This is a genomic window from Pseudomonas sp. GW101-3H06, assembly GCF_059424605.1.
Window position 1 is genome coordinate 4,559,922 of the sequence record NZ_JBWKZO010000001.1, and the last position, 14,825, is coordinate 4,574,746.

19 protein-coding genes are annotated in these 14,825 nt (G+C 57.7%); 11 read left to right on the forward strand and 8 right to left on the reverse strand.

Annotation, left to right across the window (positions count from 1 at the left end):
* Positions 1 to 261 precede the first annotated feature (261 nt).
* The 3 genes from AC07ZE_RS20700 to AC07ZE_RS20710 all read left to right on the forward strand — a co-directional run bounded on the left by AC07ZE_RS20700 (position 262) and on the right by AC07ZE_RS20710 (position 2,785).
* Positions 262 to 732 carry a hypothetical protein gene (locus AC07ZE_RS20700; protein WP_207266453.1) on the forward strand — a complete coding sequence of 157 codons (471 nt, stop codon included), beginning with the start codon at positions 262 to 264 and terminating at the stop codon, positions 730 to 732.
* A 506-nt stretch (positions 733 to 1,238) separates the two neighbouring features.
* Positions 1,239 to 2,132 carry a sensor histidine kinase gene (locus tag AC07ZE_RS20705; RefSeq protein WP_207267862.1) on the forward strand — a complete coding sequence of 298 codons (894 nt, stop codon included), beginning with the start codon at positions 1,239 to 1,241 and terminating at the stop codon, positions 2,130 to 2,132.
* A complete protein-coding gene (locus tag AC07ZE_RS20710) occupies positions 2,129 to 2,785 on the forward strand; it encodes a response regulator (RefSeq protein ID WP_207266454.1) in 657 nt (218 codons plus the stop codon). The genes AC07ZE_RS20705 and AC07ZE_RS20710 overlap by 4 nt, the downstream gene beginning before the upstream one ends.
* Here AC07ZE_RS20710 and yegS read toward each other — a convergent pair.
* Positions 2,769 to 3,686 (reverse strand): lipid kinase YegS, encoded by a 918-nt coding sequence (gene yegS, locus AC07ZE_RS20715; protein WP_207266455.1) that lies wholly within the window; start codon positions 3,684 to 3,686, stop codon positions 2,769 to 2,771. The two genes, AC07ZE_RS20710 and yegS, sit on opposite strands and share 17 nt — an antisense overlap.
* 228 nt (positions 3,687 to 3,914) lie before the next feature.
* Here yegS and AC07ZE_RS20720 point away from each other — a divergent pair, with 228 nt between their 5' ends.
* Complete coding sequence (locus AC07ZE_RS20720) at positions 3,915 to 4,226, forward strand: hypothetical protein (protein ID WP_207266456.1); 312 nt, start codon at positions 3,915 to 3,917, stop codon at positions 4,224 to 4,226.
* Between the two features lie 61 nt (positions 4,227 to 4,287).
* Here the strand turns inward: AC07ZE_RS20720 and AC07ZE_RS20725 are convergent, their stop codons facing one another.
* Positions 4,288 to 5,475, reverse strand: a complete 1,188-nt coding sequence (locus AC07ZE_RS20725; RefSeq protein ID WP_219739598.1) for a molybdopterin molybdotransferase MoeA — start codon at positions 5,473 to 5,475, stop codon at positions 4,288 to 4,290.
* A 22-nt stretch (positions 5,476 to 5,497) separates the two neighbouring features.
* A complete protein-coding gene (gene moaB, locus AC07ZE_RS20730) occupies positions 5,498 to 6,037 on the reverse strand; it encodes a molybdenum cofactor biosynthesis protein B (RefSeq protein ID WP_207266458.1) in 540 nt (179 codons plus the stop codon).
* Positions 6,038 to 6,118: 81 nt separating this feature from the next.
* Between moaB and mobA the strand changes: the two genes are divergently transcribed.
* Positions 6,119 to 6,721: a molybdenum cofactor guanylyltransferase MobA gene (gene mobA, locus AC07ZE_RS20735; RefSeq protein WP_207266459.1), complete on the forward strand. Its 603-nt coding sequence runs from the start codon at positions 6,119 to 6,121 to the stop codon at positions 6,719 to 6,721.
* A 78-nt stretch (positions 6,722 to 6,799) separates the two neighbouring features.
* On the forward strand, positions 6,800 to 7,021 hold the full coding sequence (locus tag AC07ZE_RS20740) for a YgdI/YgdR family lipoprotein (protein ID WP_008055112.1): 222 nt from the start codon (positions 6,800 to 6,802) through the stop codon (positions 7,019 to 7,021).
* Positions 7,022 to 7,091: 70 nt separating this feature from the next.
* On the opposite strand, the gene AC07ZE_RS20745 is transcribed toward AC07ZE_RS20740, so the two are convergent.
* From AC07ZE_RS20745 to AC07ZE_RS20765, 5 genes are all read right to left on the reverse strand, one after another.
* Positions 7,092 to 7,373: a PA2433 domain-containing protein gene (locus AC07ZE_RS20745; RefSeq protein ID WP_207266460.1), complete on the reverse strand. Its 282-nt coding sequence runs from the start codon at positions 7,371 to 7,373 to the stop codon at positions 7,092 to 7,094.
* A gap of 165 nt (positions 7,374 to 7,538) precedes the next feature.
* On the reverse strand, positions 7,539 to 8,429 hold the full coding sequence (locus AC07ZE_RS20750) for a pseudouridine synthase (RefSeq protein WP_207266461.1): 891 nt from the start codon (positions 8,427 to 8,429) through the stop codon (positions 7,539 to 7,541).
* 71 nt (positions 8,430 to 8,500) lie between these two features.
* Complete coding sequence (locus AC07ZE_RS20755) at positions 8,501 to 8,818, reverse strand: transcriptional regulator (RefSeq protein ID WP_207266462.1); 318 nt, start codon at positions 8,816 to 8,818, stop codon at positions 8,501 to 8,503.
* 167 nt (positions 8,819 to 8,985) lie between these two features.
* Positions 8,986 to 9,222, reverse strand: coding sequence for a glutaredoxin family protein (locus tag AC07ZE_RS20760; protein WP_095196751.1), 237 nt, complete (start codon positions 9,220 to 9,222; stop codon positions 8,986 to 8,988).
* A gap of 108 nt (positions 9,223 to 9,330) precedes the next feature.
* On the reverse strand, positions 9,331 to 10,539 hold the full coding sequence (locus AC07ZE_RS20765; protein WP_207266463.1) for an ammonium transporter: 1,209 nt from the start codon (positions 10,537 to 10,539) through the stop codon (positions 9,331 to 9,333).
* Positions 10,540 to 10,865: 326 nt separating this feature from the next.
* Here AC07ZE_RS20765 and AC07ZE_RS20770 point away from each other — a divergent pair, with 326 nt between their 5' ends.
* From AC07ZE_RS20770 to AC07ZE_RS20790, 5 genes are all read left to right on the forward strand, one after another.
* Positions 10,866 to 11,180, forward strand: coding sequence for an ElaB/YgaM/YqjD family protein (locus tag AC07ZE_RS20770; protein ID WP_207266464.1), 315 nt, complete (start codon positions 10,866 to 10,868; stop codon positions 11,178 to 11,180).
* 2 nt (positions 11,181 to 11,182) lie between these two features.
* On the forward strand, positions 11,183 to 11,572 hold the full coding sequence (locus AC07ZE_RS20775) for a phage holin family protein (protein ID WP_095196754.1): 390 nt from the start codon (positions 11,183 to 11,185) through the stop codon (positions 11,570 to 11,572).
* Positions 11,569 to 11,910 carry a hypothetical protein gene (locus AC07ZE_RS20780; protein WP_207266465.1) on the forward strand — a complete coding sequence of 114 codons (342 nt, stop codon included), beginning with the start codon at positions 11,569 to 11,571 and terminating at the stop codon, positions 11,908 to 11,910. Before AC07ZE_RS20775 ends, AC07ZE_RS20780 begins: the two co-directional genes overlap by 4 nt.
* A gap of 123 nt (positions 11,911 to 12,033) precedes the next feature.
* Positions 12,034 to 13,197: an EAL domain-containing protein gene (locus AC07ZE_RS20785; RefSeq protein ID WP_207266466.1), complete on the forward strand. Its 1,164-nt coding sequence runs from the start codon at positions 12,034 to 12,036 to the stop codon at positions 13,195 to 13,197.
* Between the two features lie 229 nt (positions 13,198 to 13,426).
* On the forward strand, positions 13,427 to 14,755 hold the full coding sequence (locus AC07ZE_RS20790; RefSeq protein ID WP_207266467.1) for a deoxyguanosinetriphosphate triphosphohydrolase: 1,329 nt from the start codon (positions 13,427 to 13,429) through the stop codon (positions 14,753 to 14,755).
* Positions 14,756 to 14,825: the final 70 nt, after the last annotated feature.

Sequence of the window (14,825 nt, forward strand, 5' to 3'; positions counted from 1 at the left end):
TTCCCCTAGCAACAATCAGGCACAACCTGATATTCGCGATATCCAATAGCCATTAATGTGACGCCATTCTCATTGCATGAATGGAGTCAGGCTTTTGTGTGCGATCGCAGGTCAGTGGCCATCCACCCTCTCAAGTAGTTCCCCAGCCTTGATTCAAGCCGGGCGGAACGCGATCTCACAACGAAACGTTTACGTCGGGACGCTCGTCCTCGTCGACACACACGACATCCCCTCATTAGTCATGACGTTGTGGAGATAAGCATGTCGAACAATCGTAAAGAGTGGGCAAAGCGGGTCCCGGAGTTTCTCGTCGAAGCCGAATCACTCCTGGCCAAGACCGAAGAGTGCCTGAGTCATCTGCAATTGATCAGCAATGACAAGGACGCCATCGACTGCATGCTCAGCACCCTGCTCAAGCTGGCCAGCAAAGCGGATGCCCTCGCACTGGCGGCCGTTTCGGAATTTTCGCTGCACATTCATGGCTTGCTCAACCACGCGCACAATCACATGGAACTGCATGACGAAGCCCTGAGTGCGCTGAAAGATTGCCTGACACTGATCGCCTGGCAACTTGAACTGATCGACCAGAACACAGGCCAACTCAGTCTGGATGAAACCGAGCAGGCGACCCTGATCGAAGCGTTCGCCTTTCAGGTCGGACAGAGTCATTTTCAACCACCGCTCAATTCCAAACCGTTCTCGCTCGTTCCTTATCTGGAACGGCAGGCCTAGATTCATGGACCCCATGCCGCGCCCCCTATTTTATTGCCAGTTTCAGCAATAAACTTGAAGGTGCTCATGTCGCAATTGAATGCAGCATATCCACTAACGACAACTTCAAATAATCAAACTATTTCTTCAGGCAATTGACTGCCTGAATGACCTGGGGTTTTGCCTGGTACTTAACGACAAAAACCCTTGGACATTCGACCTTTTTCCGACAATGACAACCGCACTTCCCCCTGTGGAACTCACGCCGGAATGCCTTGCATCCTGACTCCCTGGACATATATCGCATACGCGACCAACGGTATCTTAAGTGGTATTATGGCGCCCATTAGTTGACGTCAATTAATGGCAAGATGATTGCCGCGGCGACAGCCCGGGTAAGTTTCAGGCTGGATTTCTTATACAGAAACTATGTGCCGCCGAAGTCGATGTACAACATTACAAAACAGAGACCTGTCAGCCAGCATGACCGGTCTGCCCGCAGCGAACATCCATTGGCTCCATCCGCTATGTACGCCAGCCTCAAGTCAATCGCCACGTGGCCACCTTCCCGAGAAAACGCACGTCGGTTCACGCTTTTGCTGTGTGCCGGTTCCACGCTCGGCAGCCTGCTGAGCTATTGCTTTTCCATTCCCCTGCCGCTCGGTCTACTGCTGTTTAACATTGCGGCCCTGAGCTGTGTCTGGGTGCAATATCGCTTGTCGCGCAAATCGATCAAGTTTCAACCACAGGAACTGGCCGATCGCTTGCTCGAGGTCCAGGAAAACGAACGCCATCGACTCAGCCGGGAACTGCATGACGACATCGGCCAGTTGCTGACCGCCGCCAAACTTCAAAGCGACTGGCTCAAACGTCGAATGCCGGAAGAACTTCAGGCGCAATGCTCTGTACTCTGCGACACCCTGGAAGAAACCCTCGCCAAAGTCCGCGACGTATCGGCCATCCTCAATCCCAGGCAGTTGACCAGCCTCGGACTGGAAGCCAGCCTGCGCGCCCATCTGCTCAAGACGCTGGCCAATACCTCCGTGCACTGGAGCCTGGAGTGCCACCAACGCCTGACAGGAATTCCGGAAGAAATGGCCGTGGCGGCCTATCGCATCACCCAGGAAGCGGTCACCAACATACTGCGGCACGCCCAGGCAAAGAATCTGCTGGTCTGCCTGCAGCGTTTGCCACAGGGCCTGTCACTATCGATCAGTGACGATGGTCAGGGTTTTGCCCCCGCCACAGACCCGGGGCGCGAGGGACAACGCGGCATGGCCGGGATGTCCGAGCGAATCAATCAACTGGGCGGCACACTGACCGTGACCAGCGAACCGGGCAAAGGCACTCAAATCGAAGCTCTCTTCCCCTGGGCGCCTCGCGCGCTCGAACGGGCCAGTACGAATAAGGTTATGCATTGACTTGTAACTTACTTCTGGTGGATGACCACTCGCTGATCAGGGCTGGCGTGCGCGCCCTGGTGCTGGATCTTCCTGGCTACGCAGTGATCGGCGAGGCCAATGACGGTTCGCAGTTGCTCGCCATGGTCGAGCAACTGTCCCCGGATATCGTACTGCTGGATATTTCCATGAAGCAGACCGGTGGCCTTGAAGCCTTGCAGCAACTCAAGCGGGTCCGCCCGCAGAGCAAGGTACTGATCCTGTCGATGCACACCGACCCGGCCCTCATCATGCAGGCACTGGAATCCGGGGCTCATGGCTATCTGCTCAAGGACACCACGGCGACCGAACTGGCACATGCCCTGGAAGCCTTGCGTAACAACGAGCGCTATCTGAGCCCGGCCATAGCCCATACCGTCATCACTCAGGCGCTTACCCGTAACCAGAAAACCCCCGACCCCGCGGACTCGCACAACCTGACGGCCCGGCAGCTGGAAATCCTGCGGCTGATTGTTCGCGGAAAGTCTACCCGGGAAATCGCCAACGGCCTGGGCCTGAGCGTCAAGACGGTCGAAACCCATCGTTCGCAGATCATGAAGCGATTGCAGATCTATGATGTGGCCGGCCTGGTGTTGTTTGCCGTGCGCGAGCAGATCATCAGTCTGGACGATTGACAGATTGCGTCGCACTCAACAACGGCGAACCCTCAGGCAAATGCACAAGCAGTGCCGCCGGCCGCGCCGAGAACCGCAGGCTGTCTCCCTCCAGCGGCTCGCCATCAAGGTTGATATAGAGGCCTTCGGATACCTTGATCTCGACCCATGGCAAGCGGGCCCGTACGAACATGTTGTCGATGCCGAAGCCATCGGTCAGCAGATTCTTCAAGGTACCGACTACTTCCTGCGGGGCCGGCAAAATGCTGATATCGAGCAAACCGTCGTCAGCCAGTGCCTGCGGGCATAAGACGTGGCCGCCACCCGCCTGCCGGCCATTACCGATCCCCAGAGCCAACACATCGCCACTCCAGTGAAAATCCGGCCCCTGCAATTCACCGTAGGCCGCATGCAATTCGCTGAAGCGTGACAAGCCAGTAAACAGATAAGCTGCGCCGCCGAGGACCTTTTTCAACTCCTCGGAGGTATTGGCGGTGACCTGGCTGCCAAAACCGCCCGTGGCCATGTTCAGGAACACTTGTCCGCCAACCTCTCCCAGATCAATGGCACTCGGCTTCACGTCCAGTAAATCCAGCGCCGGGGCGGGCTCCAGAGGAACGCCGGCGGCGCGCGCGAAATCGTTGGCGGTCCCCAGCGGCATCAGCACCAGACTGGCCTGTGTCGAGTGCGCCGCCATGGCTTCGGCAATATCACGCAAAGTGCCGTCACCGCCACCGGCAATGATTTGTGTGTAGCCTGCCGCCAGCGCCTCATCCACCAGTCGCTGTGCATCGCCGGCCTCCCACGTCAACCGAACGGCCAGCTCCCAACCTTGTCCGCGTCGACCTTCGACGGCAGCGCGAACCTCCTCGTTGAGCGCCTGCTTGCCATGCAGAATCAACAGCGCCTTGCGTTCGCTCATGTGTTGTCACTCCAGAATTGAATGGCGTATGGGAAATGTTGACCGCGCCATGTTCCCTAAAAGTCGCAATAGTTTGATTTTTTTTGCTTTGGAGCAGCCTTGATTCCTATACGACGGGATTTTTCTTACAAAACGTGAGGAATCGGCTCAATTGACCGCTAAGTGTGATTGGTCCACTTTGGTGTCCAGATTTTTCAGTCATCAGCAGGACAATCACAGGGATGAGCCATGCAACGCCATGACCTCAGGCGGCCAGTGATTCCGGGCGGATCACCCGCAGAAAAACCGGCCAATCATCAGACTGAATTCAATATCAGCGAAAAACCCAATGGAGAAGTCGATATGGAGCCCCGTGTCGTTGAGCTGGAGAAACACCTCAAGTGCATCCGCAGGGATATGGAAGAAGCTCGCAGTGACGTCAGTGCTATCAAACACCGGCTTGCCTATTCCGCAGGCGGCACGATTGTGGTGCTCGGCCTGCTCGGCTGGATCGCCAATAGCCGCTTCGACCAACTCGTGACACTGCTTCTGGCCCACTGAACCGTCCTGCACGCTGAACCCGGTCAGATCAACCGGGTCTGCGCGGCAAGACAGACAACGGTCAGCCCAGCACTTCACTCAGTGGAATGAATTGGACGGAATCACCGGCAACCAACGTACGATTTTCCAGCACTTCAACCAATCCATCGGCCCAGGCGGCACTGCGTAACACACCGGAACTCTGATTTTTGTAAATGATGGCCCGGCCGTTTTCCAGGCGACCGCGCAAGTATTCACGTCGATTACCGGCCGTAGGCCAATCAAACCCTGCCGGCACTTGCACCTTCAGTGGCTCGACTTTTTTGACGCCCTGACGACGCAAAAGATAAGGCCTGGCCAACAAGGCAAAGGTCACCAGGGTCGATGCAGGATTACCGGGCAAGCCAATGACCGGTACACCGCGAAAATGCCCGAATGTCAGCGGCTTTCCTGGTTTGATGGCGAGCTTCCACAAACTCAACTCGCCCTCTTCGCGCAAGGCGATACCCAGAAAATCAGCCTCACCCACCGATACACCACCGGTAGAGAGGATCAGATCCACATCCTTCAATTCGCCAAGTCGCGCACGGGTGGTGGCCAGATCATCCGGAAGAATGCCGGCGTCAATCACATCACAGCCCAAACGCTGCAACCAGCTGCAAAGCAAAACTCGATTGCTGTTATAGATCTGCCCCGGCCCAAGCGCCTGCCCTGGTTCAATCAACTCGTCCCCGGTCGACAGCACCGCAACACGCACCTTGCGTATCACGTCCATCCCGGCGCAACCGAGCGAGGCCGCCAGACCTTGCTCGATCGGCCCCAACCGCGTACCGGCCGGTAAAACCAGTTCGCCGACCGTGGTTTCCTGGCCTTGTGGGCGGATGTTTTGTCCAAGGGTCAGGGTTTGGGTGAAACACACTCGTTCATCCGCCTGGACTTCGGCGTTTTCCTGCATCTCGACACAATCGGCACCGGCGGGAACAGGCGCGCCGGTGAAGATTCGTGCACAGGTGCCCGGCTTCAAGGCGTCAGGTGCCTGACCGGCAAAGATCTTCTGGCTGACGACCAAGGGCTCTCCGGTCCAGTCGGCCATGCGCAGGGCGTAACCGTCCATGGCACTGTTGGGCCACGGCGGAAGATCCAGCGTCGACAGCAGATCATCGGCCAGTACACGCCCCTGGACCTGCGCCAACGGCAGGCGCTCACGCTCGACAATTCTTGAGGCGTCCGCCATTTCCAGCAGACGTGCCAGTGCCACCTCGACCGGCATCAGGCTGCCGGTCTTGCCCGGCTTACCCGCGGGATTCACAGGGAGCCGCCTGTTTCAGATGAGTCACGAAATTGCAGGGGCGATGCCGCGAATCCAGCTGCTCGCCAAGAATGCCGTCCCAACCGGTGCGTACGGCGTTGGTCGAACCCGGCAAACAGCAGACCAGCGTGCCATTGGCCAACCCCGCCAGGGCGCGTGACTGCACGGTCGATGTGCCAATATCCGCCACCGAGATCTGCCGGAACAGCTCACCAAATCCATCGACTTGTTTGTCGAGCAGGCAGCTCACTGCTTCCGGTGTGCTATCGCGCCCGGTGAAACCGGTGCCGCCGGTGATCAACACCACCTGTACGACATCGTCGGCAATCCAGTTGGCGACTTGCGCGCGAATTTTGTAGAGGTCATCTTTGAGCAATACCCGGCAAGCCAGGTTATGGCCGGCAGCCGTCAAGCGGTCGACGAATAGCTGGCCTGAGGTATCGGTTTCCAGGGTACGGGTGTCGCTGACTGTCAGCACCGCGATGTTGAGGGGTGCGAAAGGTACATCAGCCTTGGCTTTCATAGGCTCGTCCAGTTGTAGGAGAAACAGCCCGGTGTTATATCACAGCGCCCCATTTTCTCGCCGCCCCCATGGAGAACTGCCGTGACCTCGAAATTGGTTTTGCCGCCCTGCTCCATTCTCCTCCTGGCCGGCGGACGCGGACAACGTATGGGCGGTCAGGATAAAGGGTTGCTGGAGTGGCACGACGAGCCGCTGATTGCACATTTGCATCGCAAGACGCGCCCGCTGAGCGATGACCTGATCATCTCCTGCAACCGCAATCCGGAAAAATACGCACGTTATGCCGACCAACTGGTTCACGACGACGAAGGCGATTTCCCAGGGCCACTGGCGGGCATTCGTGCGGGCCTTAAAGCAGCTCGTCATACGCATCTGTTGGTCCTGCCTTGCGATGTACCGCGCATCGACGAGGCCCTGCTCGCCAGCATGCGCGAAGCCGCCAGCCAACACCCTGACAAACCGTTGATGCTGCGCCATGACGACCATTGGGAGCCGTTGCTGTGCGTGATCCCCGTGGCACTTCGCAGTGAGTTCGAAAAAGCCTGGAGCGACGGTGAACGCAGCCCAGGGCGACTCATGCGCAAGCTGGGCGCTACTGCGCTACAGTGTCCCGACAACGATCCGCGCCTGGCCAACCTCAACACCCCGGAACTGTTAAGCACGCATAACACTGTGTCAGACTGACAGCACCCGAGGAACTTGCACGTGTCGTACACGTCTGAAGCTCAGCAACCAAAAGAATTCAATTTCGGAGACACACCCATGACTCAACGGACCCTGGCCACTTTCATGCTCGCACTGGGCCTCGCCACCCTCGCCGGTTGCGCATCGCCTACAGTGATCACCTTGAATGACGGTCGCGAAATCCAGGCCGTCGACACGCCTAACTATGACAAGGATTCGGGCTTCTACGAATTCGAGCAACTGGATGGCAAACAGACTCGTATCAACAAGGATCAGGTTCGCACCGTTAAAGAGTTGTAATCTTCGCGGCGACTACCGGATACAAAAATGCCCCGACTTGTCGGGGCATTTGCGTTTCTGACACTGTCACTTAAGGGTTCGGCTCTTTCGCAAGCTTGTCCACGCGGGTCAATGCTTGCGTGGCTTCGGCGATACATTTTTTATCGTCGTTTGCCGCGTTGGCCGCTTCCGCGCTGGCCTGCATGCGCTTGACTTCCATGGTGGTGTTTTCGGACGTTGCCGGCAGGGTGGTCACCTTGTCTCTGAGCTCCTGAAGCTTGATCGTGCAAAGGTCGTGTTCCCCCGCAGCAAATACCGGAGAAGCCAACATTGCGGCGCAAATGAACATTCCAGCGAAAACGGTACGTTTCATGGGTATCTCCTTGCTTGGAAGGTCTCGGAACCGCCGGACGATCTGACTGCTGTGCCGAGGTCTTTGAACGCCACGTTCGTGGGGCCATGTTCAAGGGACTGCAAGCCTGGCCATAAATTCCGGTTTATTCCAACCACGAACTGAATCGAACGCCAAGCCTGCTGATTACCATTGCAGGGTAATCGCACTCTCGAATTCCCGCTCCTGCCCCGTCACCGGGTCGACAAATTTCAGCCCTTGGGCCAACAACTTCAATGGATTGGCGTAGTCATCTTCCACACCCTTGAGTACCCGAGGATAAAACGGGTCGTTGCAAATGCTCGCACCCAGCGCGGCCATGTGTACCCGCAGCTGATGTTTCTTGCCGGTTACCGGGTAAAGCCCATAACGCCAGAGATCACCATTCTTTTCCCTGACCTCGACAGCCGTTTCGGTATTAGGGTTGCCCGGCCCTTCCTGCATACGGAAGAAAGGCTCGCCATCGATGAGCCGGCTTTTATGAATCAACGGGAACGAGAGTTCAGGCAACGCCCGGGCAATGGCTTCATAGCGCTTTTCGATCCGCCGCGTGGGGAACAGCGATTGATAAGCCGAGCGACTCTGGGGATTGGCTGAAAACAACACCAATCCCGCCGTATGCCGGTCAATGCGATGCAAAGGCACCAGGTGTGGATTGTCCAGACGGCGGATCAGTCGTCTCAGCAAGGTCTGCTCAACGTATTCACCCGCCGGTGTCACGGGTAGAAAATGCGGCTTGTCCGCCACCACCAGATGCTCGTCCGCGTACAGGATCGACTCGAACACCGGGATCGGCTTTTCGTCCGGCACTTCCCGGAAATAGTGAATACGCAGGCCTTCCTTGTAAGGCAGACCAACGTCGATCGGCACACCTTGCCCGTCAAGGACCCGGCCCCGGGCGATTCGGTCCAGCCATTGTTCCGGGCCTATGGCGCTGAAGTGCTCGCACAAGCAATCGAAAACAGTCTGCCACGAGCCAGGCGGCAAGTAGAGTGTACTGGCCTGGTTATGTGCAGCGGAAAAAGATGAACTGGACATACGAAAGCTCTAACCCTCAACACAGAGCAGCATTATCCAACAGCACCGTGAACGAACCTAGCGGAGAATCCTCAGGCCGGTATCGGCTTGCGCGCCGCCGCTTCGGTGTATTCCTTCAGCCAGCGCAGCACATCGACCGCCTCCCAGCGACCCGGGTCATACAGGGCATACAACAATCCCTGATAGCCCACGACGTCCAGTTGTCGGTGGTAGCCAGCTCGCTGGAACAACGCTTCGATTTCAGCGAAGCAGGTGTTGAAATGCAGCTTGTTGAAAGGCGTTTTCCCTTCCGTTACCAACCCATCCAGACGCAATTCGAGGACAGCCTCGCGTATCACGTCAACCGACATCCGGTTCACGCTGCTCTTCAATTGTTCGACATTGACCACGATTCATCCCTCTCACGCCCGGACCCGCCTCCCAATCCCTGAATCAGGGACGGCAGCGCAGCAACCCGAATAACTGTACGCGCATACAGTATCTGAATCACCGCCTTTAAGCCAAGGGGATCAATCGCAAAGTTCGACGGGCGGAACCCCGCCCTCATCAAACCCCGTTAACGCAGGAAAGCCACTACCTCGTCGGACCCGAAAGGCCAGCCCAGTTCAGCCCCGGTGTCCACCCGACGCAACACCGGAATACGCAAGCTGTAAGACTTGAACCATGTTTCGTCGTCAGCGATGTCCACCAGTTCCACCAGCAGACCGCGCTCGACAAATTCCATCAGCATGGCTTCGGCGACTTCACAGAGATGGCACCCCAGGGTGCCGAACAGCTGACATTCAGGAAGCATGAGCGCTCAACCAGAAAAATTGAGTGACTATTCTAGGCCTGCTCCGAAAAACCGTCGAGCGCCCGGGTGCGCCAGGGTCGCCAATGATAAATCGACGACAGACACAACTCAGTCCTGGCTGACAGCACCGATCTTGTGCACTGACAAGTCCGCTCCGTAATACTCTTCTTCCTGGCTCAGACGCAGACCGTGGAACGCCTTGATCGCGCCGTACACCGCGAAGCCGCCGACCAACGCCACAACCACGCCCAGTGCCGTTCCAATCAACTGGCTGATCAGGCTCACCCCACCCAGCCCGCCCAGTTCGCCCTGCCCGAAGATGCCGCAGGCTATGCCGCCCCACACACCACACAGACCGTGCAACGGCCAGACACCCAGCACATCGTCGATACGCCATCTGACCTGGGCGGCGGTAAAGCACCAGACAAACAGCGCCCCGGCAATAGCCCCCGTCACCAGCGCGCCCACGGGGTGCATCAGATCAGAGCCGGCACAGATCGCCACCAGCCCGGCCAGCGGGCCGTTGTGCAGAAAGCCAGGGTCATTGCGGCCGACAATCAGGGCCGCCACCGTACCGCCGACCATAGCCATCAGCGAGTTCACGGCCACCAGCCCGCTGACCCCTTGCAGGGTTTGCGCGCTCATTACGTTAAAGCCGAACCAGCCGACGATCAGGATCCACGAACCCAACGCCAGAAACGGAATGCTCGATGGCGCGAACGCCACCAGGCGGCCTTCGCGATAGCGACCACTGCGCGGTCCGAGCAGTAACACTGCCGCCAACGCCAGCCAGCCGCCCATGGCGTGGACCACCACGGAACCGGCAAAATCATGGAACCCGGCGCCAAAATGTTCCAGCAACCAGGCTTGCAAACCCAGGTTGCCATTCCAGATCATGCCTTCGAAGAAGGGATAGATGAACGCCACGATCAATGCCGTCGCACACAGTTGCGGAACGAAGCGCGCACGTTCGGCGATGCCGCCGGAAATGATCGCCGGGATCGCCGCGGCAAAGGTCAGTAAAAAGAAAAACTTGACCAGCCCGTATCCGTGATCGGCGTTGATCACCGCCGCCGGTTGCATGAAGGTGACCCCGTAGGAGATCCAATAGCCTATAAAGAAGTAGGCCAGGGTCGAAACGGCGAAGTCGCTGAGAATTTTCGACAGCGCATTGACCTGGTTTTTTTGCCGAACCGTACCGACTTCAAGAAAGGCAAAACCAGCATGCATGGCCAGAACCATGACCGCGCCGATAAGAATGAACAACGTGTTGGAGCTATGGACCAGACTGTCCACAGCGCTTTGCAGATTTTCCATGGAGTAGGCAGACCTTAAGGCTGAAAAAGGCACCAAAGCAGTTCGCGCGAGCTATCCATGCACCAAGTTGTGACGCCTCGTATCGAGAGCGCCATGTCCAATGAACCGCTTTGGCGCATAAAATTCGTCAAAGCTGATCACGACCAGGACTGTTGCTCGGGTTTTGATTGTTTGAGTCAGGGTTTCAGGTAAATCTTGCCCGGCAACAGCGCATCGGCGCAGGCTGGCGCACCACGACACAGCAAAAGTTGTACCAGTCATTTGTACTGAACCTTCGCATAAGGCTCATACTCGAACATTTCAGACGCCACCTATGGAGATCACCAATGGCCAGTATCAAGGCAAAGACTGCTCAAGAAATCCTGATGAACGATTTTCAGACACTGGTCAGCGACACCGAACGGTTGCTGGAACACACCGCTTCCCTGGCCGGTGACCAGGCCGATGAGTTGCGCGACCAGATCCACGACAGTCTCATGAAAGCACGGGAAACCTTGAAGCTGACCGAGGACTCCCTGCGCGAACGCAGCAAAGCTGCTGTCACTGCTACCGAGGACTATGTCCAGGCCAACCCATGGCAATCGGTCGGCATCGCTGCCGGCATAGGTTTTCTTATCGGCCTGCTGGCAACCCGGCGCTGATCATGGCGATCGACGAACTCGGCGCGTCCACGACGGGCGCAAGTTCCTCATCGCGGCGACTGGGTGCCGCCGTGCTTGGATTACTGCACAGCCATGTCGAACTGTTCGGCATCGAATTACAGGAACAGAAAGCCCGCACCGTCAGCCTTTTACTATTTGCAGGCCTGGCACTGGTGTTCGCCCTGCTGTTGCTGGTGGGATTGTCGACATTGGTGCTGATCTTGTTCTGGGACACCTATCGCCTGGCGGCCATCATCGGTCTTTGTGTGTTCTACACCCTCGCAGCAATCTTTTGCGGCATCCGCCTCAGAGCAGCGATTTTCGATGAGTCCTCGCCTTTCCACGGCACTCTGGAAGAGCTGGCCAATGACCGGGAGCGCTTGTTGCCATGAACCTGCCTGAACTACCTCGAAACAGTTCGCGCACGGAAATGCGCAAGGCGCTGATCCGCCTGCGCATGGAAATGCACCGCCAGGAAATCCGCCATGAATCGTCGCAACTGCTGCAACCCTTGCAGCGTGTTCGCGGCATGACGCAAAGCCTGCATGACGGCTTTGGTATCAAGCACGCTCCACTCTGGGGCGTGGCGGCGGTGACCCTGCTGGGTTTTCTGACCGGCAAAGGAGCGAAAAGCGGCGGTGTGGGCAGCCTGACCCGGCTGGTCCAACTCGGTACCACCTTGGGGCCGCTCATCAAACTGGTGATGCAAGGTTCTTCGCGCAAGCGCTGAGCTGTCATTTCTGGCTACATTCTTGCAGCACCACGGGATGAACCTCTTTATCGAGGGGTTCAACCCTGCGTGCCTACCCGGTTACCAGGCTTTATCCAAAAACAAGATCAACAAGGAGGCCATGTGATCGACGGGCAACCGCTCGCCTGCTTTCAGCCGTTCATCGATACCGCCACCGGGCGTATCGCAGGTGTCGAAGCACTGGGTCGACTGCGTCAGTCCGATGGTCAATTGGCATCGGTAGGACCGCTGTTCGCCGACCCTCGAACCAATGCCATTGCCCTGCGCCACCTGGATCGTCAGCTGCGCGACAACGCCTTGAGCCGACTGCATGAGGCGCCCTGCGACTGGTTTCTCAGCCTGAACATTTCTCCGCGATGGATCAGCCGCTTGCGCCCGGAGCAACCCCTGCCGAGCCTCAAGCAATTGAGCAGACATGATGTTGACCCACAGCGAATCGTTTTCGAAATCACTGAACTGGGTGGCGATATTCAGCGGCTGGCCCAAGTAGTGGCTCGCTACCGCTCTGCTGGCGCGCGGATCGCCATCGATGACTTCGGTGCCGGGTACTCCCAGCTCGATCGCGTGCTGGCGCTGCAACCGGACATCCTCAAACTCGACATGCGTTTATTCCAGGCGGCAGCACTGGGCGGCCACAGCAGCGATGTGGTCAAGGCCCTGGCGCAAATGGCAGAGAGGAGCGGTTGCTGGATCATCGCCGAAGGCGTGGAAACCGATGCTCAGCTGAATTTTGCACTGGAATGCGGTTCACGCTACGTGCAGGGTTTTCTGTTTGCCGGGGCGCAAGAAGACTTCTTTGCCACCGACGCCTTTGTCGATCGCTTCGCACAACTGCGTCAGCGTTATGTTCAGCAGAAACTTGCCGAACGCGGACGTCTGATGATCATGCGCCAGCAACTCAGTGAGCTGATGACAATCCTGCAGGCCTGGGCCCAGGCTCGCGCTCCGCTCAGTGCCTTGCCGCAACCGGACGCCTTTCCGTGGCTATTGCGCTTCTATCAATGCGACCGTCACGGTACGCAACTGACACCAAACCTGGAATGGCGCAACAACGGCTGGGTCACCGACCCTCGTTACCTGGGGCACAACTGGTCCTGGCGGCCGTACTTCTATCAGCTGCTGGCGGAGGGCTGGGATGAACAGCGATTGACCCTTTCCAACACGTATCGCGATGCCACGAGCAATCAGTACTGTCTCACCGCCGGGCAATTTTTTGACGATGGCGAACGGTTGCTGTTGATCGATATCGATGCGGTCGGGCTTTAGGGTAGTGCTGTTGATTGGATGATGGCGGGTTACCTTGAGCAAAACCAAAGCGAGACGGCCTGATATCCGACCTGACTTTCGCGGTCGCTGCCACATTGATTAATCCCGGAAAGGCCCGTAGCCCAAGCTAGACCTGGAGACCAAATGAGAATCCCCCTTGTAGCCCTTGCAGGTCCCCGCACGAACCGGGAAGCTAGAACCTCAAGTCACCTGACGGAGAGAACCCGCCTTGGATTGGCACACCCTGCTTACTCGCGAACGCCTCGGAAAGCCTCTGCACAGCCCGCAAGAACTCGGCCGCAGTCCTTTTCACAAAGACCATGACCGCATCATTTTCTCGGGGGCGTTTCGTCGTCTCGGGCGCAAGACACAGGTGCATCCGGTCTCCAGCAACGACCATATCCACACGCGACTGACTCACTCGCTGGAAGTCAGTTGCGTCGGACGTTCGCTGGGCATGCGCGTAGGTGAAACCATTCGCGGTGCCCTTCCCGACTGGTGCGAACCCAGCGACCTGGGCATGGTGGTGCAATCGGCCTGTCTGGCCCATGACATCGGCAATCCTCCCTTCGGTCACTCTGGCGAAGATGCGATTCGTCACTGGTTCCAGCAAGCCGCCGGTCGTGGCTGGCTCGACGCAATGAGCGAAGCCGAACGCAACGATTTTCTCAACTTCGAAGGCAATGCCCAGGGCTTTCGGGTATTGACCCAGCTGGAGTATCACCAGTTCGATGGTGGCACGCGGCTGACCTACGCGACCCTCGGCACCTACCTGAAATACCCATGGACGGCAAAACATGCTGACTCGCTGGGGTACAAGAAACATAAGTTCGGCTGCTACCAGAGCGAACTACCGTTGCTGGAACAGATCGCCCAGAAACTCGGCCTGCCGCAACTCGAAGAACAGCGCTGGGCGCGTCACCCGTTGGTGTACCTGATGGAGGCCGCCGACGACATCTGCTACGCGCTGATCGACCTCGAGGACGGTCTGGAAATGGCACTGTTGGAATATGCAGAGGTCGAGTCCCTGCTGCTGGATCTGGTAGGCGACGATCTGCCGGAAACCTATCGGCAACTCGGTCCCGGGGATTCTCGTCGACGCAAATTGGCCATCCTGCGTGGCAAGGCCATTGAGCACCTGACCAATGCCGCAGCCCGCGCCTTTGTCGAACAGCAAGACACCTTGCTGGCCGGTACGCTGCCCGGCGACCTGGTGGAACACATGCACGGCCCCGCCAAACGTTGCGTCCTGAATGCAAAAGACATGGCACGCAAAAAAATCTTCCAGGACAAGCGCAAGACCCTGCACGAAATCGGCGCCTATACCACATTGGAAATATTGCTCAACGCCTTCTGTGGCGCAGCGCTCGAACAACACAACGGTCGCACGCCCTCCTTCAAAAGCCGACGGGTTCTCGATCTGCTGGGCAATAATGCACCTGATCCCTACGCTCCGCTGCACACGTCATTTCTGCGAATGATCGACTTCATCGCCGGCATGACGGACAGCTACGCCAGCGACATGGCGCTGGAGATGACGGGGCGTTCAAGTCACTGACGAGTAACCTTGACCGGCCATTTCACTGCCGTGATGGCCGGTCAGCCCCCTGTCAAGGCAAGTGCATTCA